18 protein-coding genes are annotated in these 19,595 nt (G+C 64.6%); 11 read left to right on the top strand and 7 right to left on the bottom strand.

What is annotated here, in order from left to right; all coding sequences use genetic code 11:
- Positions 1-121: 121 nt before the first annotated feature.
- The 7 genes from gcvH to ACSKT0_RS23370 all read left to right on the top strand — a co-directional run bounded on the left by gcvH (position 122) and on the right by ACSKT0_RS23370 (position 6,730).
- Complete coding sequence (gene gcvH, locus ACSKT0_RS23400; protein ID WP_437771858.1) at positions 122-505, top strand: glycine cleavage system protein GcvH; 384 nt, start codon at positions 122-124, stop codon at positions 503-505.
- The gene (glyA, locus tag ACSKT0_RS23395) at positions 502-1,839 is read left to right on the top strand and encodes a serine hydroxymethyltransferase (protein WP_437771857.1); all 1,338 of its coding nucleotides are present in this window, start codon (positions 502-504) and stop codon (positions 1,837-1,839) included. Before gcvH ends, glyA begins: the two co-directional genes overlap by 4 nt.
- A gap of 205 nt (positions 1,840-2,044) precedes the next feature.
- Positions 2,045-3,094: an FUSC family protein gene (locus ACSKT0_RS23390; protein ID WP_437771856.1), complete on the top strand. Its 1,050-nt coding sequence runs from the start codon at positions 2,045-2,047 to the stop codon at positions 3,092-3,094.
- Positions 3,095-3,187: 93 nt separating this feature from the next.
- Entirely contained in the window at positions 3,188-3,958 is a 771-nt protein-coding gene (locus ACSKT0_RS23385) for a GAF and ANTAR domain-containing protein (RefSeq protein WP_437774100.1), read from the top strand.
- Between the two features lie 106 nt (positions 3,959-4,064).
- On the top strand, positions 4,065-4,628 hold the full coding sequence (locus ACSKT0_RS23380) for a hypothetical protein (RefSeq protein WP_437771855.1): 564 nt from the start codon (positions 4,065-4,067) through the stop codon (positions 4,626-4,628).
- A gap of 48 nt (positions 4,629-4,676) precedes the next feature.
- Positions 4,677-5,429, top strand: coding sequence for an IclR family transcriptional regulator (locus ACSKT0_RS23375; protein ID WP_437771854.1), 753 nt, complete (start codon positions 4,677-4,679; stop codon positions 5,427-5,429).
- Positions 5,430-5,542: 113 nt separating this feature from the next.
- On the top strand, positions 5,543-6,730 hold the full coding sequence (locus tag ACSKT0_RS23370; RefSeq protein WP_437771853.1) for a 4-hydroxybenzoate 3-monooxygenase: 1,188 nt from the start codon (positions 5,543-5,545) through the stop codon (positions 6,728-6,730).
- On the opposite strand, the gene ACSKT0_RS23365 is transcribed toward ACSKT0_RS23370, so the two are convergent.
- Genes ACSKT0_RS23365 through ACSKT0_RS23355 form a run of 3 tightly spaced genes read right to left on the bottom strand, consistent with a single transcriptional unit; the run spans position 6,731 to position 10,194 of the window.
- On the bottom strand, positions 6,731-7,681 hold the full coding sequence (locus ACSKT0_RS23365) for an aldose 1-epimerase family protein (protein ID WP_437771852.1): 951 nt from the start codon (positions 7,679-7,681) through the stop codon (positions 6,731-6,733).
- Positions 7,682-7,691: 10 nt separating this feature from the next.
- A complete protein-coding gene (locus tag ACSKT0_RS23360; protein ID WP_437771851.1) occupies positions 7,692-8,918 on the bottom strand; it encodes an ROK family protein in 1,227 nt (408 codons plus the stop codon).
- Between the two features lie 10 nt (positions 8,919-8,928).
- Positions 8,929-10,194: an FAD-binding protein gene (locus tag ACSKT0_RS23355; protein ID WP_437771850.1), complete on the bottom strand. Its 1,266-nt coding sequence runs from the start codon at positions 10,192-10,194 to the stop codon at positions 8,929-8,931.
- 204 nt (positions 10,195-10,398) lie between these two features.
- On the opposite strand from ACSKT0_RS23355, the gene xylA reads away from it, so the two are divergent.
- From xylA to ACSKT0_RS23335, 4 genes are all read left to right on the top strand, one after another.
- Complete coding sequence (xylA, locus tag ACSKT0_RS23350; protein ID WP_437771849.1) at positions 10,399-11,589, top strand: xylose isomerase; 1,191 nt, start codon at positions 10,399-10,401, stop codon at positions 11,587-11,589.
- Between the two features lie 19 nt (positions 11,590-11,608).
- Entirely contained in the window at positions 11,609-13,111 is a 1,503-nt protein-coding gene (gene xylB / locus ACSKT0_RS23345) for a xylulokinase (RefSeq protein WP_437774099.1), read from the top strand.
- On the top strand, positions 13,086-14,171 hold the full coding sequence (locus tag ACSKT0_RS23340) for a Gfo/Idh/MocA family protein (protein ID WP_437771848.1): 1,086 nt from the start codon (positions 13,086-13,088) through the stop codon (positions 14,169-14,171). Before xylB ends, ACSKT0_RS23340 begins: the two co-directional genes overlap by 26 nt.
- A 128-nt stretch (positions 14,172-14,299) precedes the next feature.
- Positions 14,300-15,514, top strand: coding sequence for an ROK family transcriptional regulator (locus tag ACSKT0_RS23335; RefSeq protein WP_437771847.1), 1,215 nt, complete (start codon positions 14,300-14,302; stop codon positions 15,512-15,514).
- Here the strand turns inward: ACSKT0_RS23335 and ACSKT0_RS23330 are convergent.
- From ACSKT0_RS23330 to ACSKT0_RS23315, 4 genes are read right to left on the bottom strand one after another with little or no spacing between them, the layout of a single operon-like run.
- Entirely contained in the window at positions 15,496-16,635 is a 1,140-nt protein-coding gene (locus ACSKT0_RS23330; protein WP_437771846.1) for a Gfo/Idh/MocA family protein, read from the bottom strand. The two genes, ACSKT0_RS23335 and ACSKT0_RS23330, sit on opposite strands and share 19 nt — an antisense overlap.
- A complete protein-coding gene (locus ACSKT0_RS23325; protein WP_437771845.1) occupies positions 16,620-17,318 on the bottom strand; it encodes a ThuA domain-containing protein in 699 nt (232 codons plus the stop codon). Before ACSKT0_RS23325 ends, ACSKT0_RS23330 begins: the two co-directional genes overlap by 16 nt.
- Before the next feature lie 41 nt (positions 17,319-17,359).
- The gene (locus ACSKT0_RS23320) at positions 17,360-18,364 is read right to left on the bottom strand and encodes a sugar phosphate isomerase/epimerase family protein (protein ID WP_437771844.1); all 1,005 of its coding nucleotides are present in this window, start codon (positions 18,362-18,364) and stop codon (positions 17,360-17,362) included.
- A gap of 12 nt (positions 18,365-18,376) precedes the next feature.
- Complete coding sequence (locus ACSKT0_RS23315) at positions 18,377-19,570, bottom strand: Gfo/Idh/MocA family protein (RefSeq protein WP_437771843.1); 1,194 nt, start codon at positions 19,568-19,570, stop codon at positions 18,377-18,379.
- Positions 19,571-19,595 lie beyond the last annotated feature (25 nt).

Raw genomic sequence — 19,595 nt, 5'->3', positions numbered from 1 at the left:
TGGGGGAGCGGCATCCGGCAGCGTGCGTCAAAGCGACGAAGGAGCAGCACGCAGAGGATGGCGGCCCCCGCCGCGTAACCTGACCACAACTGTTTTCTTAGACCAACGCAAAGGAAAAAACATGGCAAAAGTTGCACCTGAACTCCAGTACTCCGACGAGCACGAGTGGGTTGCCCGCGAAGCCGGCAATCTTGTGTCTGTCGGTATCTCGGCCGTGGCCACCGATGCCCTCGGCGACATCGTGTATGTTGACTTGCCCGAGGTCGGTTCCGCTGTGACTGCGGGGGAGACCTGCGGCGAGGTGGAGTCCACCAAGTCCGTCTCTGACCTGTACTCCCCGGTGACGGGGGAGGTCACGGAAGTGAACTCCGCCGTCGTCGACGATCCTGCGCTGATCAACAACGATCCGTATGGTGCGGGCTGGCTCTTCAAGGTGTCCGCCGAGTCCGACGGTCCGCTGCTTTCCGCCGAGGAATACGCTTCCAAGAACGGTGGCGAGCTGTGAGCGCCGCGACCGGGGCCGCGGGCACCGAGAACATTGTGTTCGAGCAGGTCGTTTCGCCGTCCCTGGACGCGGTGTTGTCCGTGCTGGATCCGGAGATCGCGGCGAAGATCGACGATGAGCTGAACCGCCAGCGGTCGGGCCTGGAAATGATCGCCTCCGAGAACCACACCGCGGTGGCCGTGATGCAGGCGCAGGGCTCGGTGCTGACGAACAAGTATGCCGAGGGCTACCCGGGAAAGCGCTACTACGGTGGCTGCGAGCACGTGGACGTCATCGAGCAGCTCGCGATCGACCGGGTGAAGGCCCTCTTCGGTGCCGGGTACGCGAACGTGCAGCCGCACTCCGGCGCGCAGGCGAACGCCTCGGTGATGCACGCCCTGATCAAGCCGGGCGACACCATCATGGGCTTGAACCTGGCCCACGGCGGTCACCTGACCCACGGCATGCGGATCAACTTCTCCGGCCGCCTGTACAACGTCATCCCGTACCAGGTCCGTGAAGAGGACCACCGGATCGACATGGCCGAGGTGGAGCGCCTGGCGCTGGAGCACAAGCCGGCACTGATCGTGGCGGGCTGGTCCGCCTATGCGCGGCAGCTGGACTTCGCGGAGTTCCGGCGGATCGCGGACCTGGTGGGCGCGTACCTCATGGTGGACATGGCGCACTTCGCCGGCCTCGTGGCCGCGGGGCTGCACCCGTCCCCGGTCCCGCACGCGCACGTGACGACCTCGACGACGCACAAGACCCTCGCGGGTCCGCGCGGGGGGATCATCCTTTCCAACGATGCCGACATCGCCAAGAAGATCAACTCCGCGGTCTTCCCGGGCCAGCAGGGCGGCCCGTTGGAGCACGTGATCGCCGGCAAGGCCGTGGCCTTCAAGATCGCCGGCTCGGAAGAGTTCAAGGAACGCCAGGAGCGTGTGCTGGCCGGTGCCCGGATCCTGGCCGAACGCCTCGTCCAGGACGACGTCACGGCCAAGGGGATCTCCGTGATTTCCGGCGGCACCGACGTGCACCTGGTGCTCGTGGACCTGCGCCACTGCGAACTCGACGGCCAGCAGGCCGAAGACCGCCTCGCAGCGATCGAGATCACCGTGAACCGCAACGCGGTTCCCTTCGACCCGCGCCCGCCGATGGTCACCTCCGGCCTGCGGATCGGCACCCCGGCACTGGCCACCCGCGGTTTCGGTGAAGCGGCGTTCCGCGAGGTTGCGGACATCATCGCCGAGGCACTGATCGCCGACGCCGGCGCGGACCTCTCCGGCCTGCGTCACCGCGTGGAGGCACTCGCCGCCGCGCACCCGCTTTACCCCGGCGTCGCGAACCTCAGCTGAGGCTCTCTTTTGGGCCGTTGGGTCCGGCCAGCGTGTCGGAACCAACGGCCCGTCGGGACCGGCATCCTCTTTCCATTCAACGGAAGCTGATCGGTCTACCTTGAGCCGCCCGACGTAAGCTCGTAACGGATGCCAATGCCGCCGTCGGGCAGTATTAGTTGAGCACTACAGCGCTCAAAAGAAGCAAGCAGAGGCAGGCAATCCGTTGAACGCCCTGGCAGAGATGTTCAGGATCGGTCCCGGGAACAAGGACCATCACCCGGCTGTGCGCTGCGCAGCGGGCGTCTTCCTGCCGTTGATCACCCTCGTGCTGTTCGGACGGCTGGACCTTGTGGTTTTCGCCAGCTTTGCCGCGTTCACGAATATCTATGGCCGCAACGAGCCCCACCGCCACCGTTTTCGAAGCCAGCTCCGGGCCGGTTCGCTGCTCCTGGGCATCATCCTGCTCGCCACACTGACCGCCAGGTTTGGACAGGGCTCTGGCGCGTACGTGTGGATCCTCACGCTTGGCACCACGTTGGTTGCCGCATTTTGCTCCGTGGTTACTGCGCTTTGGAGGCTTCGCCCGGCAGGTTCGCTCTTCCATATTTTCGCTTTCGCCGCGATCGCCTCCGTGCCTCAGCAGCCGCCGCTCTGGGAAGGGATGCTGGCCGCTGTTTTGACCGCTGTGTTGGCGTTGCTCATCGGAATGTCAGCACGGGTAGTCCCGAGCCACCGGACGCCCTGGAAGCGACCGCCGGCGGACCGCTTATTGCCGCAGGAAATCCGGGCGGCCTGGCTTGAAGGCTTAGGCTACTTCGTGGCGGCCGGGCTCGCCGGAACGCTTGCCACCTTGGCTGGGCAATGGCTCGGGTTCGGACACGGCTATTGGGCCATGGTGGCGGCAGTGGTTCCTTTGGTGGGGCGCAGCACCCGGCATCGGGTGCAACGCGGAATCCAACGGATCGTTGGGACCCTGTTCGGGTTGCTGGTGTTGGCCGGAATTCTCTGGCTCGGCCCGGCGCCGTGGCAGATGGTGTTGGTGATTGCCGTATGCCAGTTCGGGGCTGAGCTGTTCATCGCGCGCCAATATCTTGTTGCACAGATATTCGTCACCCCGCTCGCACTCATTTCCACTCTGCTGGTGGCCAACGTCCCGCCCGGGCTCTTGCTGCGGGACCGCATCGTCGAGACGGTGATCGGGGCCGCCGTCGGCGTCGCGGTGATATTGGCGCCCGCGGCATGGTCCCGGGTCCAGGAACTCACTTCGGGCTAGGCGTTTCCCAAATGCCAACCGTGTGGGACCTTATGTAAAGGGACTTATTATTTCCACATGCCCCAATCAGCATATTTACCGGGAGAACGTGCCATGCTTCCTGCAGATTCCACTCCGACCACCATCGAGCGAATCCAGAACCTGATCCTGGAGAGTGCTGATTTCGAGGACTTCCTCAACGAGCTGGCCCGGTTTTCGGCGCACCAGATGGCGGGTGACGGCGATGATGCGCTGTGCGGGATCACGCTGCTGCGCGAGCGGAAGGCGCTGACTATTGGTTGGAGCAGTGATGCGGCGCGCGAAGTGGACGAGATCCAGTATTCCTTGGCCCAGGGGCCATGCTTGACGGCTGCCGAAGAGGAACGGGAAGTCCACGTCCCGGATCTTCTTGAGGAGAACCGCTGGGGCCCTGACTATGCGAATGCCGTTGCGTCGCACGGGCTGAGGTCGGTGTTGTCGTTGCCTTTCAACCTGGAGGGAGAGGCCAAAGCGGCGCTCAACCTCTACTCCGAAGCTCCTTACAAGTTCAACGAAAGGGCCGCAGACCGGGCCCGCGGATACACACGTGAAGTATCGCAGGCGCTGCGCCTTGCCATCAGATTCGCCCTCCATGCGGACAGTGCAAAGAATCTCCGCGCGGCCATGGAGTCCCGCACAGTCATTGACGTAGCAGTCGGAATTGTCATGGCACAAAGCCGCCGCAGCCAGGAGGACGCCGTCCGGATCCTGACGGAGGCATCGAGCAATCGCAACATGAAATTGCGCGACGTCGCCAAGTCCTTGGTGGATTCCGTTGACGCAGCGGGCACCCTGACCCACTTCGAAGAGCCGGCCCAGGAGCCGGGCCGCAGCCGGGCGGGATGACTCCAGCCCTCTGATCGCCCAACGCGGCGGGTGTACAACGGGGATTCCAGGGGATAGGCTTCTCAAGGTTGAGCCGTCGGCCATAGACACCTCTTTTGGAGTACCTATGGACCGCAGATTGCACGCCCTCGTAAAATTCGATGTTTCCACCGACGCAGTCGAAATCGACGTGCGGGGGAGCCTGAATCAAGATTCGAGGCCCGCGCTCGTTCACATCGTTCGCCGGATTCGGCGAATGGGCGTCACCTCCCACATCAGAGTGGGCTTTTCCCGCGCCGCGATCGTCGAGTCGCAGGCCCTGGCCGGACTCCGCAACGACCTCAATGCGATCGACGGCGGAACCACGGAAGTTGGCCTCGTCAGCGGATCCGGAGTTTCCCTGGAATTTACGGACAAGCCTGCCAGCCTCCCGCTCGGGGCCGCAACGGGATCGAAATCGTTCGAGATTACGGGCGAATTCGGAGCCTCGATCGATGCGGCGGGATTCCAACCGCTGGACAAGTGCTCCGATGAAGAACTTCTGGCCGCCAGTGATTTCGCCTTTGGCCTGCTGGATGAGCCCAGTACATCGGCCTCTCCGGTAGTGCTGGCGCACTACGACGCGATCGGCTTGGAGATCTCGCGGCGGGAACTCAAGGATGCCTCGGCGGATCCCGCCGAACCGCAGTAAACTTGAGCCTACCATTCAATGGAATCCGCGGGAAGGGAGGAAAGCGCATTGGCTAACTCGGCGTCCGGTGATTCAGTGGTGGATCGCATCGTCCGGATCATCGAGGCCTTCCCCGAGGACGCCACATCATTGCGCCTCTCCGAACTTGCGGAGACCGCTGGCTTGCCCCTCTCAAGCGCCCATCGCCTGGTCCGGCAGCTAGCCGAACACGGACTTCTTGAACTCGGCGTTGGCGGAAATGTCCGATTGGGCCTGAGGTTGTGGGAGCTGGTCAATCGGAATTCGCCCACTCTGGCCCTCCGGCAAGCGGCACTGCCGTTCATGGAGGACATCCAGCAGGTCCTGAACCAGAACGTGAACCTTGCCGTGCTCGATGGTTGGGAGGCGTTGTTCGTGGAGCGGCTGTCCCGCAGGGGATCCGTGGCCAACCGCGCCCGCGTTGCCGGCCGCATGCCGGTTCACATCTCTTCGGCCGGGTTGGCCCTGATGGCAGGCCAGCCGCGGGAACAGCAGGCCGAGTACCTCAAACAGTTCAGTGACCCGGCCGGCAAGGTGACGGCCGACGTCGTCCGCCACCTTTTGGCCGAAACCGCCCAGCAAGGGTACGCGCAGCTCGCGGGCGTGGTGGATCCCGACACATGGGGCATCGCGGTGCCGGTCACGGACGGCAAGCGGCGCGCGATAGCTGCGCTCGGCGTCGTGGTTCCCCTCGCTGAAATGCGCCTGCAGGCCCTGGTGCCGGCGCTGCAGACGGCGGCCCGCGGCATCGCCCGCCAGCTCGGGGAGCAGCGAAGCGCCTAAACGTTTCCGTTCAACGGAATTGATCTAACGCCGAACCTGCGGTGCGGGTCACACTGATCAGCAGAACCTCCGCAGCCCTTCAGGCGCGGTTCCGCAATGAAGCGAGGAACACTTTGGCACGCAAGATCATCACCACCCAAGTGGCCATCATAGGCGCGGGCCCGGCCGGCCTCATGCTCTCCCATCTGCTGGCCACATCGGGGATCGAATCCACGGTGGTCGAGGTCCGCAGCCATCAGCGGATCGCCGAAACCGTCCGTGCGGGCATCCTCGAACACGGCTCCGTGGCCCTGCTCGTGGAAAGCGGGGTTTCGGACCGGGTGCTGCGCGACGGCGACCGGCATGACGGGATCGAACTGCGCTTCAACGGCGAAAGCCACAGGATCGACTTCAAAGAGCTCGTGGGGGAATCGGTGTGGCTCTACCCGCAAACTGACGTCTTCCTCGACCTCGCCGCACGGCGAAAGGACGACGGCGGCGACGTCCGGTACAGCGTCACGGATACCACCATCCACGACCTCGAAGGCAAACCGAAGGTCTGGTTCACCGATGCCGAGGGCCAGGAATTCGAAATCCAGGCGGACTTCCTGGTGGGCGCCGATGGTTCCCGCAGCCACTGCCGCTTCCAGATCCCCGAGGCCAACCGCAAGTGGTACTTCCACGAATACCCCTTCGCGTGGTTCGGCATCCTCGCCCAGGCTCCGCGAAGCTCGGATGAACTGATCTACGCCAACTCCGAGAACGGCTTCGCCCTGATCAGCCAGCGCACGGAGAACGTGCAGCGCATGTACTTCCAGTGCGACCCCAAGGAAAACGTGGCCGACTGGGACGACGAGCGCGTTTGGTCCGAATTCCGCAAACGCGTCAACGGAAACGGCTTTGAGCTCAAGGAGGGGCCCGTCCTCGAGAAGATGGTCCTGCCGTTCCGCAGCTTCGTCCACACGCCCATGCGCCACGGGAACCTGTTCCTAGCCGGCGACGCCGCCCACACCGTCCCGCCGACCGGTGCCAAGGGCCTCAATTTGGCCCTCCATGACGTCAAAGTGCTCTTCGAAGGCCTCGAATCCTACTACTCGAACGGTTCCAACGCGCTTCTCGAGTCCTACAGCGACCGCGCTCTCGAGCGGGTTTGGAAGGCCCAGCATTTCTCCTACTGGATGACGTCCATGCTGCACACTGTCCCCGGTTCGGACGACTTCGGCCGGGCCCGCCAGCTCGGCGAGCTCCACTCCGTGGTCTCCTCGCGCCACGCGCGGGCATACATGGCGGAGTCGTACACGGGGTGGCCGGGGGCGAAGTAGTCAGGCCTTTTCTGTGTCACCGAGCAGTTTGCGCGTCGTCAGGTACCGGATGCCCCAACTGGCTTCCCAGACCTCCCCGGGTTCCAGCCAACGCAGGCCTTCGCCACTGTTGAAGGCGTCGGCGGGAGCCGTCATCGGTTCAACCGCGACGGCGGTCACCATGCCGCCGTCGGCTGCGAACTCCGTGGTGGTAAACGCTTGGACGTAGCCGAAGGAAGCATCCATGAACATCTGGACTTGGCTGCCGTCGGGCGCTTCAAGATAGTGCAGTGAACATCCATCGTCCTCGCGGCGGACATTGCCCCACGCGTCGTCGAGGTCAACGGCGCCCACCAGCTGTCCGGCACGGAAGTCGTTCCTGGTTCCGCTGACGTCCGTGGTGATTCCGCTGGGGTTCAGGCGGTCGTCCACTTCAATGTGGGTATCGGCGTTGATGTAGAGCGTGAGTTCTTCCGTCGGCACGCTCCCAAGGCGGAGGAAAGGATGTGCACCCAGCGCGACGGGCGCGGACCGGTGGCCCTTGTTGTCCAGTCGGTGCGTGACAAGCAGCCCGTCCTCCAGGAGTTGATAACGGACCGACGTAGACAACTCGAACGGGTACCCCGACTGCGGCGAGATGCCGGCGTCGAGCGTGATGCTGTCAGCGGTCCGGGCACTGACGCTATACGGAGTGTGCGTCAGCAATCCGTGCAAGGCATTGCCGTTGCCCGGTTCGGTGATGTCCAGTTGTTGGGCGACGCCGTCGTAGCTCCACGTACCGCCAGCCACCCGGTTGGGCCACGGGACCAGGACCCAGCCCGCGCACCATGGCGGTTGGGCATCGACGGGATAGTCCTGGACCAGCGCTACGCCGTCGACGTCGAGCTCCCGCAGGCTCGCGGCGACTTCCGTCAGCACCGCGCGCTGGTAGCGGCCGCCGATGCTGGCCGTGAGTTCGAAGTGTTCGCCCATGGGCGAACTGTCAGTGGACATAGTCGACCTTACGAAGAGGAAGTGCACCTAAGGTACCGGCAGGGTCCGCAAGGAACTGCGCGAAGGCGAGTTCCGCCGCTCCTATCATCATCAGATCCGAGCCGAGGGCAGCCCGGTAGATCTTCACCTGGCCTGCCGGGCCGTCCATCGCCTGCGAGCGGAGCGAGCTGTCCAATGTCCCTGGAGACAGGGCGTGCAAGACGCCGAGGAAGCCATCCAGGACGATCGCTTCCGGATTGAAAATGTTCACCGCATTCCGCAAGGCGACGCCAAGATACTCAAGCTGGCGTGCCACTTCGGCGGCCACGGCATCGCTGCTGCTCGCGCGGAGCGCCTGCTCGAGTTGGCCCGCATCGCCGCCGCCGATCCCGGCCAATTCAAAAAGGGGCGACTGGGAGACTTCGGTTTCAAGGCAGCCCGCGGCGCCGCAGTGGCAAGGTTTGCCGGACGAGCGGACAAACGTGTGTCCAAGTTCCCCGGCGTAGCCGGAAGCTCCGCGCAGCAATTCCCCGTCAGCGATGATTCCGCCGCCGATGCCGCTGGCGCCGCCGTTGAGGAAGATCAGGTTCTTCCGGCCCGCACCGGCGCCGAAGAGGAGTTCGCCCTCAGCGCCGAGCGATGCGTCGTTGGCCGCGTGGCACGGGTATCCGGTGGCTTCGCCGAGCATTCGGGCTATGGGTTCATCGCGCCAGCCCAGATGCGGGGCGTGCCGGACCACGCCGTCGTCGCGGTTGACGAGCCCGGGCACCGCGATGCCCACGCCCATGACCCGGTACGAAGTGTCGAGCTCGGACCGCATTCCGGCGATCACTGCGGCGGCGATGTTCACGGCTTCTTTGGCCGTCGGGATCCGTTCGGTGTCGAAACGGATCTTCTTCTGGACCTTTCCCCCGAGGCCGACAAGACCGATGGTGACGGCGTCGATCTCCGGGTTGACCGCAAGGGCGGCTATGGATGGCCGCGGATGGACGATCGGGCTGGGCCTGCCCACTTGGGCTTCACCGGAAGGCGCCGTCTCATACACCACATCCAAGTTCACGAGTTGCCCTATCAGCGTCCCTACCGTCGACCGGTTCAAGCCTGTGCGTTTGGTCAGCTGGGCGCGGCTGAGTACACCGTTGTGATGGACAAGGGAGGTCAGCAGGGCCAGGTTGTTTCGCCGCGAAGGATCGGGCTCGCTTGCGGTGACGGGATGTGGGGTGGGCGAGGGCATCATCGCGACAATATCAGCTCCCAAACACCGTTCGGTCCAGGAAGTCGTTGCGGAACTTTCCGGAAGGATCCAGGCGCTCAGCCAGGGCGATGAAGTCGCCGAAGCGAGGGTACAAAGGGGCGACGGCGGCAGCACCGGCGTCGAACAGCTTGCCCCAGTGCGGCCTCGCCGCGAACGGAGCCAGCTCCGCCTCAAGCAGAGGCAGGATGGCTTCGACCGCCGGCTGGTCCTGGCGCCACGTGAAGTGCAAGCCGATGCCGTCGCGGCCGTAGTTGGCACTCAGCCAGAGCTGGTCGGCCGCCACCGTGCGGATTTCGCCAATCAGCAGCAGCGGAGTCACGACGTCGGAGAGCCTGCGCATCGTGCGGAGGGCGTCCACGGCGTGTTCACGGGGGATGAGGTACTCACTCTGCAGCTCGTCGCCTTGGCTCGGGGTGAATTCCATCCTGAAATGGGCCAGCCGGTCGGACCACGGCCCGGCAATCCCGAGCTGCTGCGTGCAGTTACTGCCAGACACTCCGGGAAGGGGGTGCCGGGCTTCCGTTGCCGGGGTGCCACCGAAGAAGTCCGATGTTTCCGGTGCCGGATCGCCGCTGCGCCTCTTGAGCCAAGCCTGGCCTACGGTCTCTCCGCTCCAGTCAGTGAACAGGCTGACGCTATACGCGGAGGAGGTTATCTGGTCGAAGTTTTCCAGGACGAGATCCCAGTTGAGGTTTTCGAAGACGCTCTGGGCGACGTCGAAGCTTGGCTGGATGTCCAGCGTCAGTCTGGTGACGATGCCGAGAGCGCCGAGTCCCACCACCATGCCGTCAAAGCCGGGGTCGCCGCGGCGCACGCTGAGAATGCTGCCGTCCGCTATGACCAGTTCAAGGCCCGCGACGGCGGTGGCCAGGTTGCCGTTGGCGTCACCGGAACCGTGCGTGGCAGTGGCGACAGCTCCTGCCACCGAAATGTGGGGGAGCGATGCGAGGTTGTGGAGGGCGAAACCCTGGCGCTGGAGCTCTGCCGCGAGTGTCCCGTAACGCGTACCACCGCTCACTGTGACGGTCATGTTCGCCGCATCCACACTGATGCCAGGATCCAGACGGTCCAGCACCACGAGGGTACCGGCCGTGTCCGCGATGGAGTTGAAGGAATGGCGGGACCCGAGCGCGCGGATCTTCTTGGCGCCTGCCACGAGCCCCTGGAGCTCCTCCACGCTCGTGGGATGGGCGAGTTGCGGTGCCTGGTAGCTGTAGTTTCCTGCCCAGTTGCGTTCCGCCACCAGCTGATCAGTCACGGTTGAATCCTTCGTTAGAGGGCTCTGCGGCCTTATTTGATGTCCACAACAACATAACGGCTTGTTAGCCGCCGCGCTAGATCTTTTGCGAACAATCCGTTAGCTGGATGAAAAATCTTGTTAACTCCAAGTGGTTGACATCACAGGGATTCGTAATATGTTGGATAGCGAAACAAACTCCACATCGACTACCCGGAGCACTCAATGACGATTCAGCCCACCCGTGAAGACAAGTTCTCGTTCGGCCTTTGGACCGTGGGATGGGAGGCGCAGGACCAATTCGGTTTAGCCACCCGCCCTCCCCTGGACACCGTGGAAGCCATCAACCGGCTCAGCGATCTTGGCGCTTACGGGATCACTTTCCACGACAACGACCTGTTCCCCTTCGGCTGCTCGGCTGCCGATCGCCAGCGCGAAATCGACCGGTTGCAGGGAGCGCTCAAGGCCACAGGGATGATCGTCCCCATGGTCACCACCAACCTGTTCAGCCACCCCGTCTTCAAGGACGGCGGTTTTACGAGCAATGACCGCGGCGTCCGCCGCTTCGCCTTGCGCAAGGTGCTGGACAACATCGATCTCGCTGCTGAACTGGGCGCCGAAACCTTCGTCATGTGGGGCGGCCGTGAAGGCAGCGAATACGACGCCGCCAAGGACATCCGCGGCGCGCTGGAGCGCTATCGCGAGGCCGTCAACCTATTGGGCGACTACGTCACGGACAAGGGCTACAACATCCGCTTCGCGATCGAACCGAAGCCGAACGAACCCCGCGGGGACATCCTGCTCCCCACCTTGGGCCACGCCCTGGCGTTCATCGAAACCCTGGAACGTCCGGAGCTCGTGGGCATCAACCCCGAAACCGGCCACGAGCAGATGGCGGGCTTGAACTTCACGCACGGCATCGCCCAGGCCCTGTACCAGGGCAAGCTCTTCCACATCGACCTCAACGGCCAGCGCAGCATCAAGTTCGATCAGGACCTGGTGTTCGGCCACGGTGACCTGCAGAACGCCTTCTCCTTGGTGGACCTGCTCGAAAACGGCGGACCCGACGGCGGCCCGTCCTACCAGGGCCCGCGCCACTTCGACTACAAGCCCAGCCGCACCGAGGACATCGACGGCGTGTGGGACTCTGCGGCCGCGAACATGCAGACCTACTTGCTGCTCAAGGAGCGAGCCAAGGCATTCCGTGCCGACCCCGAGGTCCAGGAAGCCCTCCAGGCGTCCCGCGTGGCTGAAATCAACGAGCCTACCCTGAACCCAGGCGAAGGCTACGAGCAGTTGCGTGCGGACAAGTCCGCCTATGAGGAATTCGACGCCGATGCCTACTTCGGCGGCAAGGGCTTCGGCTTCGTGAAGCTCCAGCAGCTCTTCATCGAGCACCTCCTCGGAGCGCGCTGATCCCGTGGCCGCTGCTTCCTTGAACCTTGTTGCCGGGGTTGATTCCTCTACTCAAAGCTGCAAAGTGGTGGTCCTGGACGCGGAAAGCGGTGCGCTCGTGCGTTCGGGCCGGGCGAGCCACCCGGAGGGAACGGAAGTCCATCCCGACGAGTGGTGGCAGGCTCTGTCCGCAGCGTTCGACGACGCCGGCGGCCTCGCCGATGTCAAGGCAGTGTCCGTAGGGGGCCAGCAGCACGGGATGGTGCTGCTGGACCGCGACGGCAATGTGGTGCGGCCAGCCTTGCTGTGGAACGACACGCGCTCGGCCGGCTCGGCGGAAGACCTCACCGCAGAAGTAGGGGTGGAGGACTTCGCCCGGCGGACCGGGCTGGTGCCAGTGGCTTCGTTCACGATCACGAAGATCCGCTGGATCAGGGACCACGAACCCGAAAGCATGGCGAGGGTGGCCGCCGTCGCGCTCCCTCACGACTGGCTCACGTGGCGTCTCCGCGGTTACGGCCCGGCGGACTCCAGCCCGTTGGGGCCGGACCTGGACGAGCTCACCAGTGACCGCTCGGACGCCAGCGGCACCGGTTACTGGAGCCCACTGACCGGACGCTACGATCTGGACTTGTTCAAATTGGCGTTCGGCCAGGACGCCCGGGAAGCCTCGGGCGGGTCGGCGACGGCGGCGCCCGGCGTCGTCGTTCTTCCCCGGGTGCTGGGTCCGGGCGAAACCGCAGGCCGCGTGCACCCGGCGTGTTTCGGTGGCACCGGCGCAAGCGAGGCGCTGGGTGGCGGAATCCTGCTCGGTGTCGGGGCGGGGGACAACGCCGCCGCGGCGCTGGGACTCGGAGCCAAACCCGGCGACGTCGTCGTGTCGGTGGGCACAAGCGGTACGGTGTTTGCCGTCGACTCCTCACCCGGACATGATGCGAGCGGGACCGTGGCGGGATTCGCGGATGCGAGCGGGGAGTACTTGCCCATCGCAGTGACGCTGAACGCCGCCCGTGTGCTCAGCTCAGTTGCCGCAGTGCTCGACGTCGACTTCGACGGGCTTTCCCGGCTCGCCTTGGAAGCCGAACCTGGTGCGGGAGGTGTGGTGCTGGTGCCGTATTTCGAAGGGGAACGAACCCCCAATCTGCCGCACGCGAAAGCCAGCTTCCATGGGCTCAGCATCGCCTCTACCACCCGGTCGAATATCGCCCGGGCGGCCATCGAAGGCATGCTTTGTGGACTCGCCGGAGGTCTGGACGCGCTGCGTGCCCAGGGCGGCCGCGCGGAACGGTTGCTGCTGATCGGGGGTGCCGTGCAGAACCCTGCTGTCCAACGGATCGCGGCCCAGGTGTTCGACTTGCCGGTGGTGGTTCCGAGTCCGGGTGAATACGTTGCGCGGGGGGCAGCAGTGCAGGCGGCATGGGCGCTCGCCGGGTTCCGCCCGGACTGGCCCGTTGCCCTGGACGCCACACCCGAGCCGGATTTCCGAGCTTCGATCGGGCAGAACTACAGGAAGGTCAGTGCCCGCGTTGACACCGGCAACTGAACCGCTGCTCGTCAGGACACCGCTTCTGGATTCCCTGAATCAAGACCCGGTGCCTGCATCGGGCGATGCCGTCCGGTGGGGAGTCATTTCCACCGGACGGATCGCCTCCACCGTCGTCAGCGACCTCGCGCTGCTGCCCGACGCCGTCCTGCAGTCCGTGAGTTCCAGGAACCAGGAAAACGCGGAGGCGTTCGCCGCCGAGCACGGCTTCCAGAGCGCCTACGGTGACGACGACGGGCTTCCGGGTTATCAGCGTTTGCTCCAGGACCCCGCCGTAGACGTTGTGTATGTGGCAACTCCGCACGCGAGCCACTACTCCGTGGCGAAAGCTGCCCTCGAAGCCGGGAAGCACGTGTTGTGCGAGAAGCCGTTGACCATCAACTCCCGTGAAGCAGCAGATCTGGTCAGGCTGGCCCGGGAGAAGAACCTGTTCCTGATGGAGGCAGTGTGGACCCGGTTCCTGCCCAGCGTGCAACGGGCGGCGGAAATCATCGCATCCGGCGAACTCGGCGAGATCCGGTGGCTGCAAGCTGACCTCGGATTTCCAGCGCCGCACCATCCCGAATCGCGGCTGTGGAAGCGCGAAGACGGGGGAGGCGCCTTGATGGACGTGGGGGTTTATCCCTTGACGTGGGCACTGATCAGCCTGGGACGCCCCCAGTCGATCACGGCCACGGCCCATGTCGCCGATGGCGGAGTGGATTCCGAGACCGCGCTGACCTTGTCCTACCCTTCCGGAGCCCAGGTCCAGGCCATGACCTCGTTGACCGCGGCGACCCCGCAAACGGCCACCGTATGCGGCACGAAGGGGATGCTCCGATGCAACGCCCCGCTGTTTAATCCGACCGAACTGGCCATTACCTCCAGCTCAGGCGAGCAGCGGGTGGAGAAATTCATCCTGGCCGGCCGTGGCTACACATACCAGTTGCGCGAAGTGATCCGCTGCCTGCAGCAGGGCCTTCTCGAGAGCCCCACGATGCCGCTGGCAGATACCTTGACCACGATGTCCCTGCTGGATGAAGCGCGCAGCCAAGCGGGAATCAGCTACCCGGCGGACTAGGGGAGGCTCCCCGCGGTCCCGGCGCAGGATCCATCGCCAAGCCGCGCGGCACGGTCCAAATGGCCCGCAACCTCGGATCACTGAATGATGATGGAGATCACCTTGTCAATCAGGATCCCGGAGGAAACATGTCCGCCACGCCGTCGCCCGGAAGAGTGGGCGATGTCCGCAGGCAGAACCTTGCTCTCGTCCTCGCAGGGATCCAGGGGAACGGCGGGGCCACGCGCGCCCAGCTTGCCGCGGAAAGCGGCCTGACGAAGGCTTCCGTTTCAAGCCTCGTCACCGACTTACTCGAATCCGGCCTGGTGCGGGAAACAAGTGTCACCCGCGACGGCGAACGTGGACGGCCCGGAACCGGCCTTGTCCTCAATCCGGCCCGCGGTGCCTTGGCCGCAGAAATCAATGTGGACTACCTCGCGGTGGGAGTCTTGGATTTCGCGGGGGAACTGACCTTCCACGAAAGCATTGAACGGCACAACCGTGGAAGCTTACCGTCCGATATCCTGCCGCTCCTCGTCGCCATGGCGCAGCGGGCGGCAACGAAGGCGGCGGCCGACGGCGTCGAACTTCTTGGTGGGGAACTGACCGTGCCTGGGTTGGTGGATACGGAACACAACCGGGTGCTGGCCGCGCCAAACCTGGGCTGGGCCGACGTCGAGCTCTCCGAAGAGCTGCCCAAGCTCCTGCCCGAAGCCCCCTTCGGAGTCTCCCTCTCGAACGAGGCCAATAGCGCAGCGCTCGCGGAACTCTGGTTTGGCCACGGCGCGGATCACGGCAAAAGCGAGCGGTTCCGGGATTTCCTGTACATCTCCGGCGAAGTGGGTGTTGGTGGCGGGCTGATCATCGATTCCCAACTGTTCGCCGGCCCGGGAGGCCATGCAGGTGAGATCGGCCATGTGGTGGTACATCCCGACGGCCCGTTGTGCGCCTGCGGCGGCCATGGTTGCCTTGAGACGTTCGCGGGCCAAGACGCCATATATTCCGCTTTGAGAATAGATCGGGATTCAAGCTCCCAGCAAATGGACCACTTGCTCAGCCGCCTTGCCGACGGCGATGAGCGCGCCGTGTCAGCGGTGGAACAGGCCGGGCACTACCTCGGAATCGCGGTTGCATCCACGGCGCGCGTGGCGAACATTTCCGCCGTCGTGCTCGGCGGTCATTTCGCCGTACTGGAGGAATGGATCGCTCCCGCACTGCGCCGGAGCTTGGACCACCACGCGCCCGGGCTGATCCCGGAAGGAAAGCTGGCGGTCTCCGGACTGGGGCAGACGGGGGCCCTCAGGGGCGCCGCGGCAACCTCAGTCCGGAGAATATTGAGCCAGGCCTACGAACTGATTCCCTGAACCTCCGCGAGCGGGGCAGCCAAGGCGGTCAGTTCCACGAGTTCCGGCCGAGCAACCGTGCTTTCGATCGACACCGCTGAGCCGCTGCGGGCGGATGCCAACACAGATTCCATGACCTCCAGCGCATGGAATGCCAGTTGGCCACCAGCACGTGGTTCGACGCCAGCCGGGGTTGCCGCGAGGTCGGCGATGCCGAAGCCCCGGCCCGAATCGATGTAACCGGCCGAGACCGGAAGCGTCTGCCAGGAGTCGGCGCCGAGGGTGAAAAGCTCAACGTCGCCGTCGAAGTGGTTCGGATCAGGAACCACCAGGGACCCTGCCGCACCGTGGATCTCGAGGTTGGGCGACTTGGTTTTCACCGCATCAAAGCTCATCACAAGCGTGGACAGGGCGCCGGAGGCATGGACCAGGACGCCGGTCACGTGCGAATCGATGGTCACCGGAATCAACTCTCCCTCGCGCGGGCCCGAACCGATGGTGCGCGAGTTCCGTGTGTGGCTTGCTGCTCCGATGACCGAGACTACCGGGCCCAGCAACGTGACCAGGGCACTCACGTAATAGGGGCCCATGTCCAGCAGCGGTCCGCCGCCGGGTTGGTAGTAGAAATCCGGGTTGGGGTGCCAGCGCTCGTGTCCCGGCGTCACCATGGTTGCCGTGGCCGAGATCGGCGCACCGATCAGACCGTCGTCGATCGCTTTGCGTGCGGTCTGGATCCCGGTACCGAGCACCGTATCCGGCGCGCAGCCGACCACGACGCCGGCCTTCCTCGCGGCGTCGAGCACTTGCCGTGCCTCGGCGGTCGTCGCAGCGAGCGGCTTTTCCCCATACACACTCTTGCCGGCGGCGATCGCCCTCAAAGCGATCGGCGCATGCGCGGCCGGAATGGTGAGGTTCAGGACGAGCTCGACGTCGTCCGCCGCCAGGAGTTCGTCAACGGTCACCGCACGGACGCCCTCGTAAGAATCCGCGACCGCCTGAGCGCGCGCGGGATCGAGATCCGCCACGGCCACCAGGTCGATAGCCTCCAGCCGGCGGAAGTTTTTGAGGTACTGGGCGATGATGGCGCCGCAGCCAATGATTCCTACTTTTATTGGCTTGGCTGTGTCTATCGGGTTGCCCAAAGCATGCCCCTTTCGATGATCGTGCGGACGTTGCTGTCCTGAAGGATTTCCACCCGGTGTCCCGGGGTGCAAACGAAGATCCGGCCTTCGGCCCACTGCCTGGTCCAGATGGCGGGTGAGGTGACTTCCCGGTTCCACTGGTCCCATTCGCGGACCTTCTGGGTGGTGGTGGCGAGGACGTCGATGTAGTCGTCCGAGAGGACCCAGTACTGCTCGGTTACCAGCTCGAAATCGCCGATGCCCTGCGTGATGGGATGGCTCGCGGCACTCGGGAGCATATTCACTGTGTATGGCACGTAGTTGTCGGACTGCTCGCCGATGCGTTCGTCCGGGTGTTTGCCCGGGTGGCAGGCGAACTGGCCGCCGATCATGTGCAGGTAATCCGAGTTGTTCCGGTAGGAATCGGCGATGCCGCCGTGCCAGCCGGCAAGCCCGGTGCCGTTTTCGACGGCGGTGCGGAGCCCCTCGAACTCGTCCTTTTCAATCGTGGACATGGTCACGCATTGCACGATCAAGTCCACCCCGGACATATATGCCGAATCGGCATATACCTTGGGGGATTCCTCCACGCGGACGTCATAGCCATTGTCCTTGAGGAACGGGATAAAGAGTTCTGTGGCCTCGAATGGCTGATGGCCATCCCAGCCGCCACGGACCACCAGGGCGGTCTTCTTGTCAGTCATGGTTTCCTTTGCTGAGAAATAAGGCTGGATAAAACGAACGGTCAGCGGATTGAGAATGCCGCGTCGAATGCGGCGACGGGCGGGGCGATAGCGGCGAGTTCCCGAACCATGGCCAAGGATTGCGGCGCCCCGACGAGCCGGTCCATACCCGCGTCTTCCCACTCGACGCTGGTTGGCCCCTCGTAGCCGATGGCATTGAGAGTCCGGAAGATCGGCTCCCACTTCACGTCCCCATGGCCTGCGGTGACGAAGTCCCAGCCCCGCCGCGGATCCGCCCATGGAAGATGGGATCCAAGCCGGCCGTTGCGGCCGTTGAGCTGGCGGATGGATTCCTTGACGTGCACGTGGAAGATCTTCGGCGCAAAATCCTGGAGGAACATCACCGGATCCAGGTCCTGCCAGATGAAGTGGGACGGATCGAAGTTCAACCCGAAGCTCTCCCGATGGCCTACAGCTTCCAGGGCGCGCTTTGCGGTCCAGTAGTCGTAGGCGATCTCGGAGGGGTGGACTTCCAAGGCGAAGCGGACTCCCACCTCGTCGAACACGTCGAGGATCGGGTTCCAGCGGTCCGCGAAATCCTGGTAGCCACGCTCGATCATCGCCTCCGAGGCGGGCGGGAACATGGCCACTGCTTTCCAGATGGAGGAGCCCGTGAATCCCGTGACGGTCTTGACGCCGAGGCGTGCCGCGGCCCGTGCCGTCACTTTCATTGCCTCTGCAGCGCGTCGGCGCACCCCTTCGGCTTCACCGTTGCCCCAGACTTCATCGGAGAGGATGTCCCGGTGGCGCTCATCGATAGGTTCGTCACACACGGCCTGGCCCGTGAGGTGGTTGGCGATCGCGAAGACCTTCAGGCCGTTCTTGTCGAGGATGTCGAGGCGTTCCTGGACGTAGCTGTCGTCAGTGGAGGCCCGGTAGGGGTCGAGGTGGTCGCCCCAGCAGGCGATTTCCAGCCCGTCGAAGCCCCACTCGCCGGCAAGCCGTGCGACCTCTTCGAAGGGCAGATCGGCCCACTGGCCGGTGAACAGTGTGATGGGTCTTGTCATGGGGGTTCCCTCCTAGACTTTCTGCCAGCGGCTGGACTCTGCGGCGCTGCCTTCCACGGCGGCCAGCACCTTTTGCACCTGCAGGGCATCAGCGAACGACGGCGAGGGCTGCTCTCCTGCGCCGATCGCCGTCACGAGGTCCACCACTTGGTGCGTGAAGCCGTGTTCGTATCCGAGGCCATGCCCTGTGGGCCACCAATTTCCGGCGTAGGGGTGCTCGGGTTCGGTGACGAAGATCCGGCGGAAACCGGCGTCGGGGGATTCGGCGGCGTCGTAGAAGGACAGGACGTTCATCTCTTCGAAGTCGAACGCAAGGGATGCCTTCGTCCCGTTGACCTCCACTCGCATGGCGTTCTTCCGTCCGAGCGCGAAACGGGTGGCCTCGAAAACCCCGACGGCGCCCGCGGAAGTAGCGCCGCCGTCGAACCTTGCGGTGAAAATGGCGGCGTCATCGACGGTGACCGTGCCGCGCGGCGCATCCGCGCCGACGTCGCCGTGACCGCCGAGGCCCACGAGGTCGCCGGCCAGCGGCCGCTCGTGGACGAACGTCTCCAGGAGCGCGGACACGCCCGAGATGTGCTGCCCGGTGACCCACTGAGCGGCGTCAATGCTGTGCGCTCCGATGTCGCCCAAGGAACCGGACCCGGACTTGGACTTGTCCAGCCGCCAGGTCATGGGCGCGTTTTCGTCGCTAAGCCAGTCTTGCAGGTACTGCGCCCGCACGTGCCGGATGTTTCCCAAACGGCCCTGCTCGACCATCCGCTTGGCGAGGGCCAACGCGGGAGTGCGGCGGTAGCTGAAGCCGCACATCGAGAACACTCCGCGTTCCGCCGCGGCCTGGGCGGCTTCGGTCATGCGCTCCGCTTCCGCCACCGAATTGGCCAGGGGCTTTTCGCAGAGCACGTGCTTACCGGCCTCAAGGGCCGCGATGGCGATCTCGGCGTGCGTGTTGCCCGGGGTGCAGATGTCGATGAGGTCAATGTCGTCCCGTTCGAGGAGCCGGCGCCAATCAGTCTCCACGGATCCCCAGCCGAGCTTGCCCGCGGCGGCCCGGACGCCGTCGTCGTTCCGGCCGCAAAGCGCGGTGAGCTGGGGGTCCAGCGGGAGCTCGAAGAACCGCGGCGCTGTCCGCCAGGCGTGGGAGTGGGCGGCACCCATGAACGCGTAGCCGACCATGCCGACGCGTAAGGGCTTTGCGGTGGTCATTGAGTTTCCTTTCGTGAATTTCAAA

Source organism: Arthrobacter sp. KNU40 (assembly GCF_051515115.1).
Lineage (GTDB): Bacteria > Actinomycetota > Actinomycetes > Actinomycetales > Micrococcaceae > Arthrobacter.
This window is presented reverse-complemented; position numbering and strand designations above follow the sequence as displayed.

Bases quoted from the DNA above. Each gene is read 5' to 3' on its own strand.
- gcvH (WP_437771858.1), top strand. From the start codon at position 122: ATGGCAAAAGTTGCACCTGAACTCCAGTACTCCGACGAGCACGAGTGG.
- ACSKT0_RS23385 (WP_437774100.1), top strand. From the start codon at position 3,188: ATGCTTCCTGCAGATTCCACTCCGACCACCATCGAGCGAATCCAGAAC.
- ACSKT0_RS23380 (WP_437771855.1), top strand. From the start codon at position 4,065: ATGGACCGCAGATTGCACGCCCTCGTAAAATTCGATGTTTCCACCGAC.
- ACSKT0_RS23365 (WP_437771852.1), bottom strand. From the start codon at position 7,681: ATGGGCGAACACTTCGAACTCACGGCCAGCATCGGCGGCCGCTACCAG.
- ACSKT0_RS23360 (WP_437771851.1), bottom strand. From the start codon at position 8,918: ATGATGCCCTCGCCCACCCCACATCCCGTCACCGCAAGCGAGCCCGAT.
- xylA (WP_437771849.1), top strand. From the start codon at position 10,399: ATGACGATTCAGCCCACCCGTGAAGACAAGTTCTCGTTCGGCCTTTGG.
- ACSKT0_RS23335 (WP_437771847.1), top strand. From the start codon at position 14,300: ATGTCCGCCACGCCGTCGCCCGGAAGAGTGGGCGATGTCCGCAGGCAG.
- ACSKT0_RS23325 (WP_437771845.1), bottom strand. From the start codon at position 17,318: ATGACTGACAAGAAGACCGCCCTGGTGGTCCGTGGCGGCTGGGATGGC.
- ACSKT0_RS23320 (WP_437771844.1), bottom strand. From the start codon at position 18,364: ATGACAAGACCCATCACACTGTTCACCGGCCAGTGGGCCGATCTGCCC.
- ACSKT0_RS23315 (WP_437771843.1), bottom strand. From the start codon at position 19,570: ATGACCACCGCAAAGCCCTTACGCGTCGGCATGGTCGGCTACGCGTTC.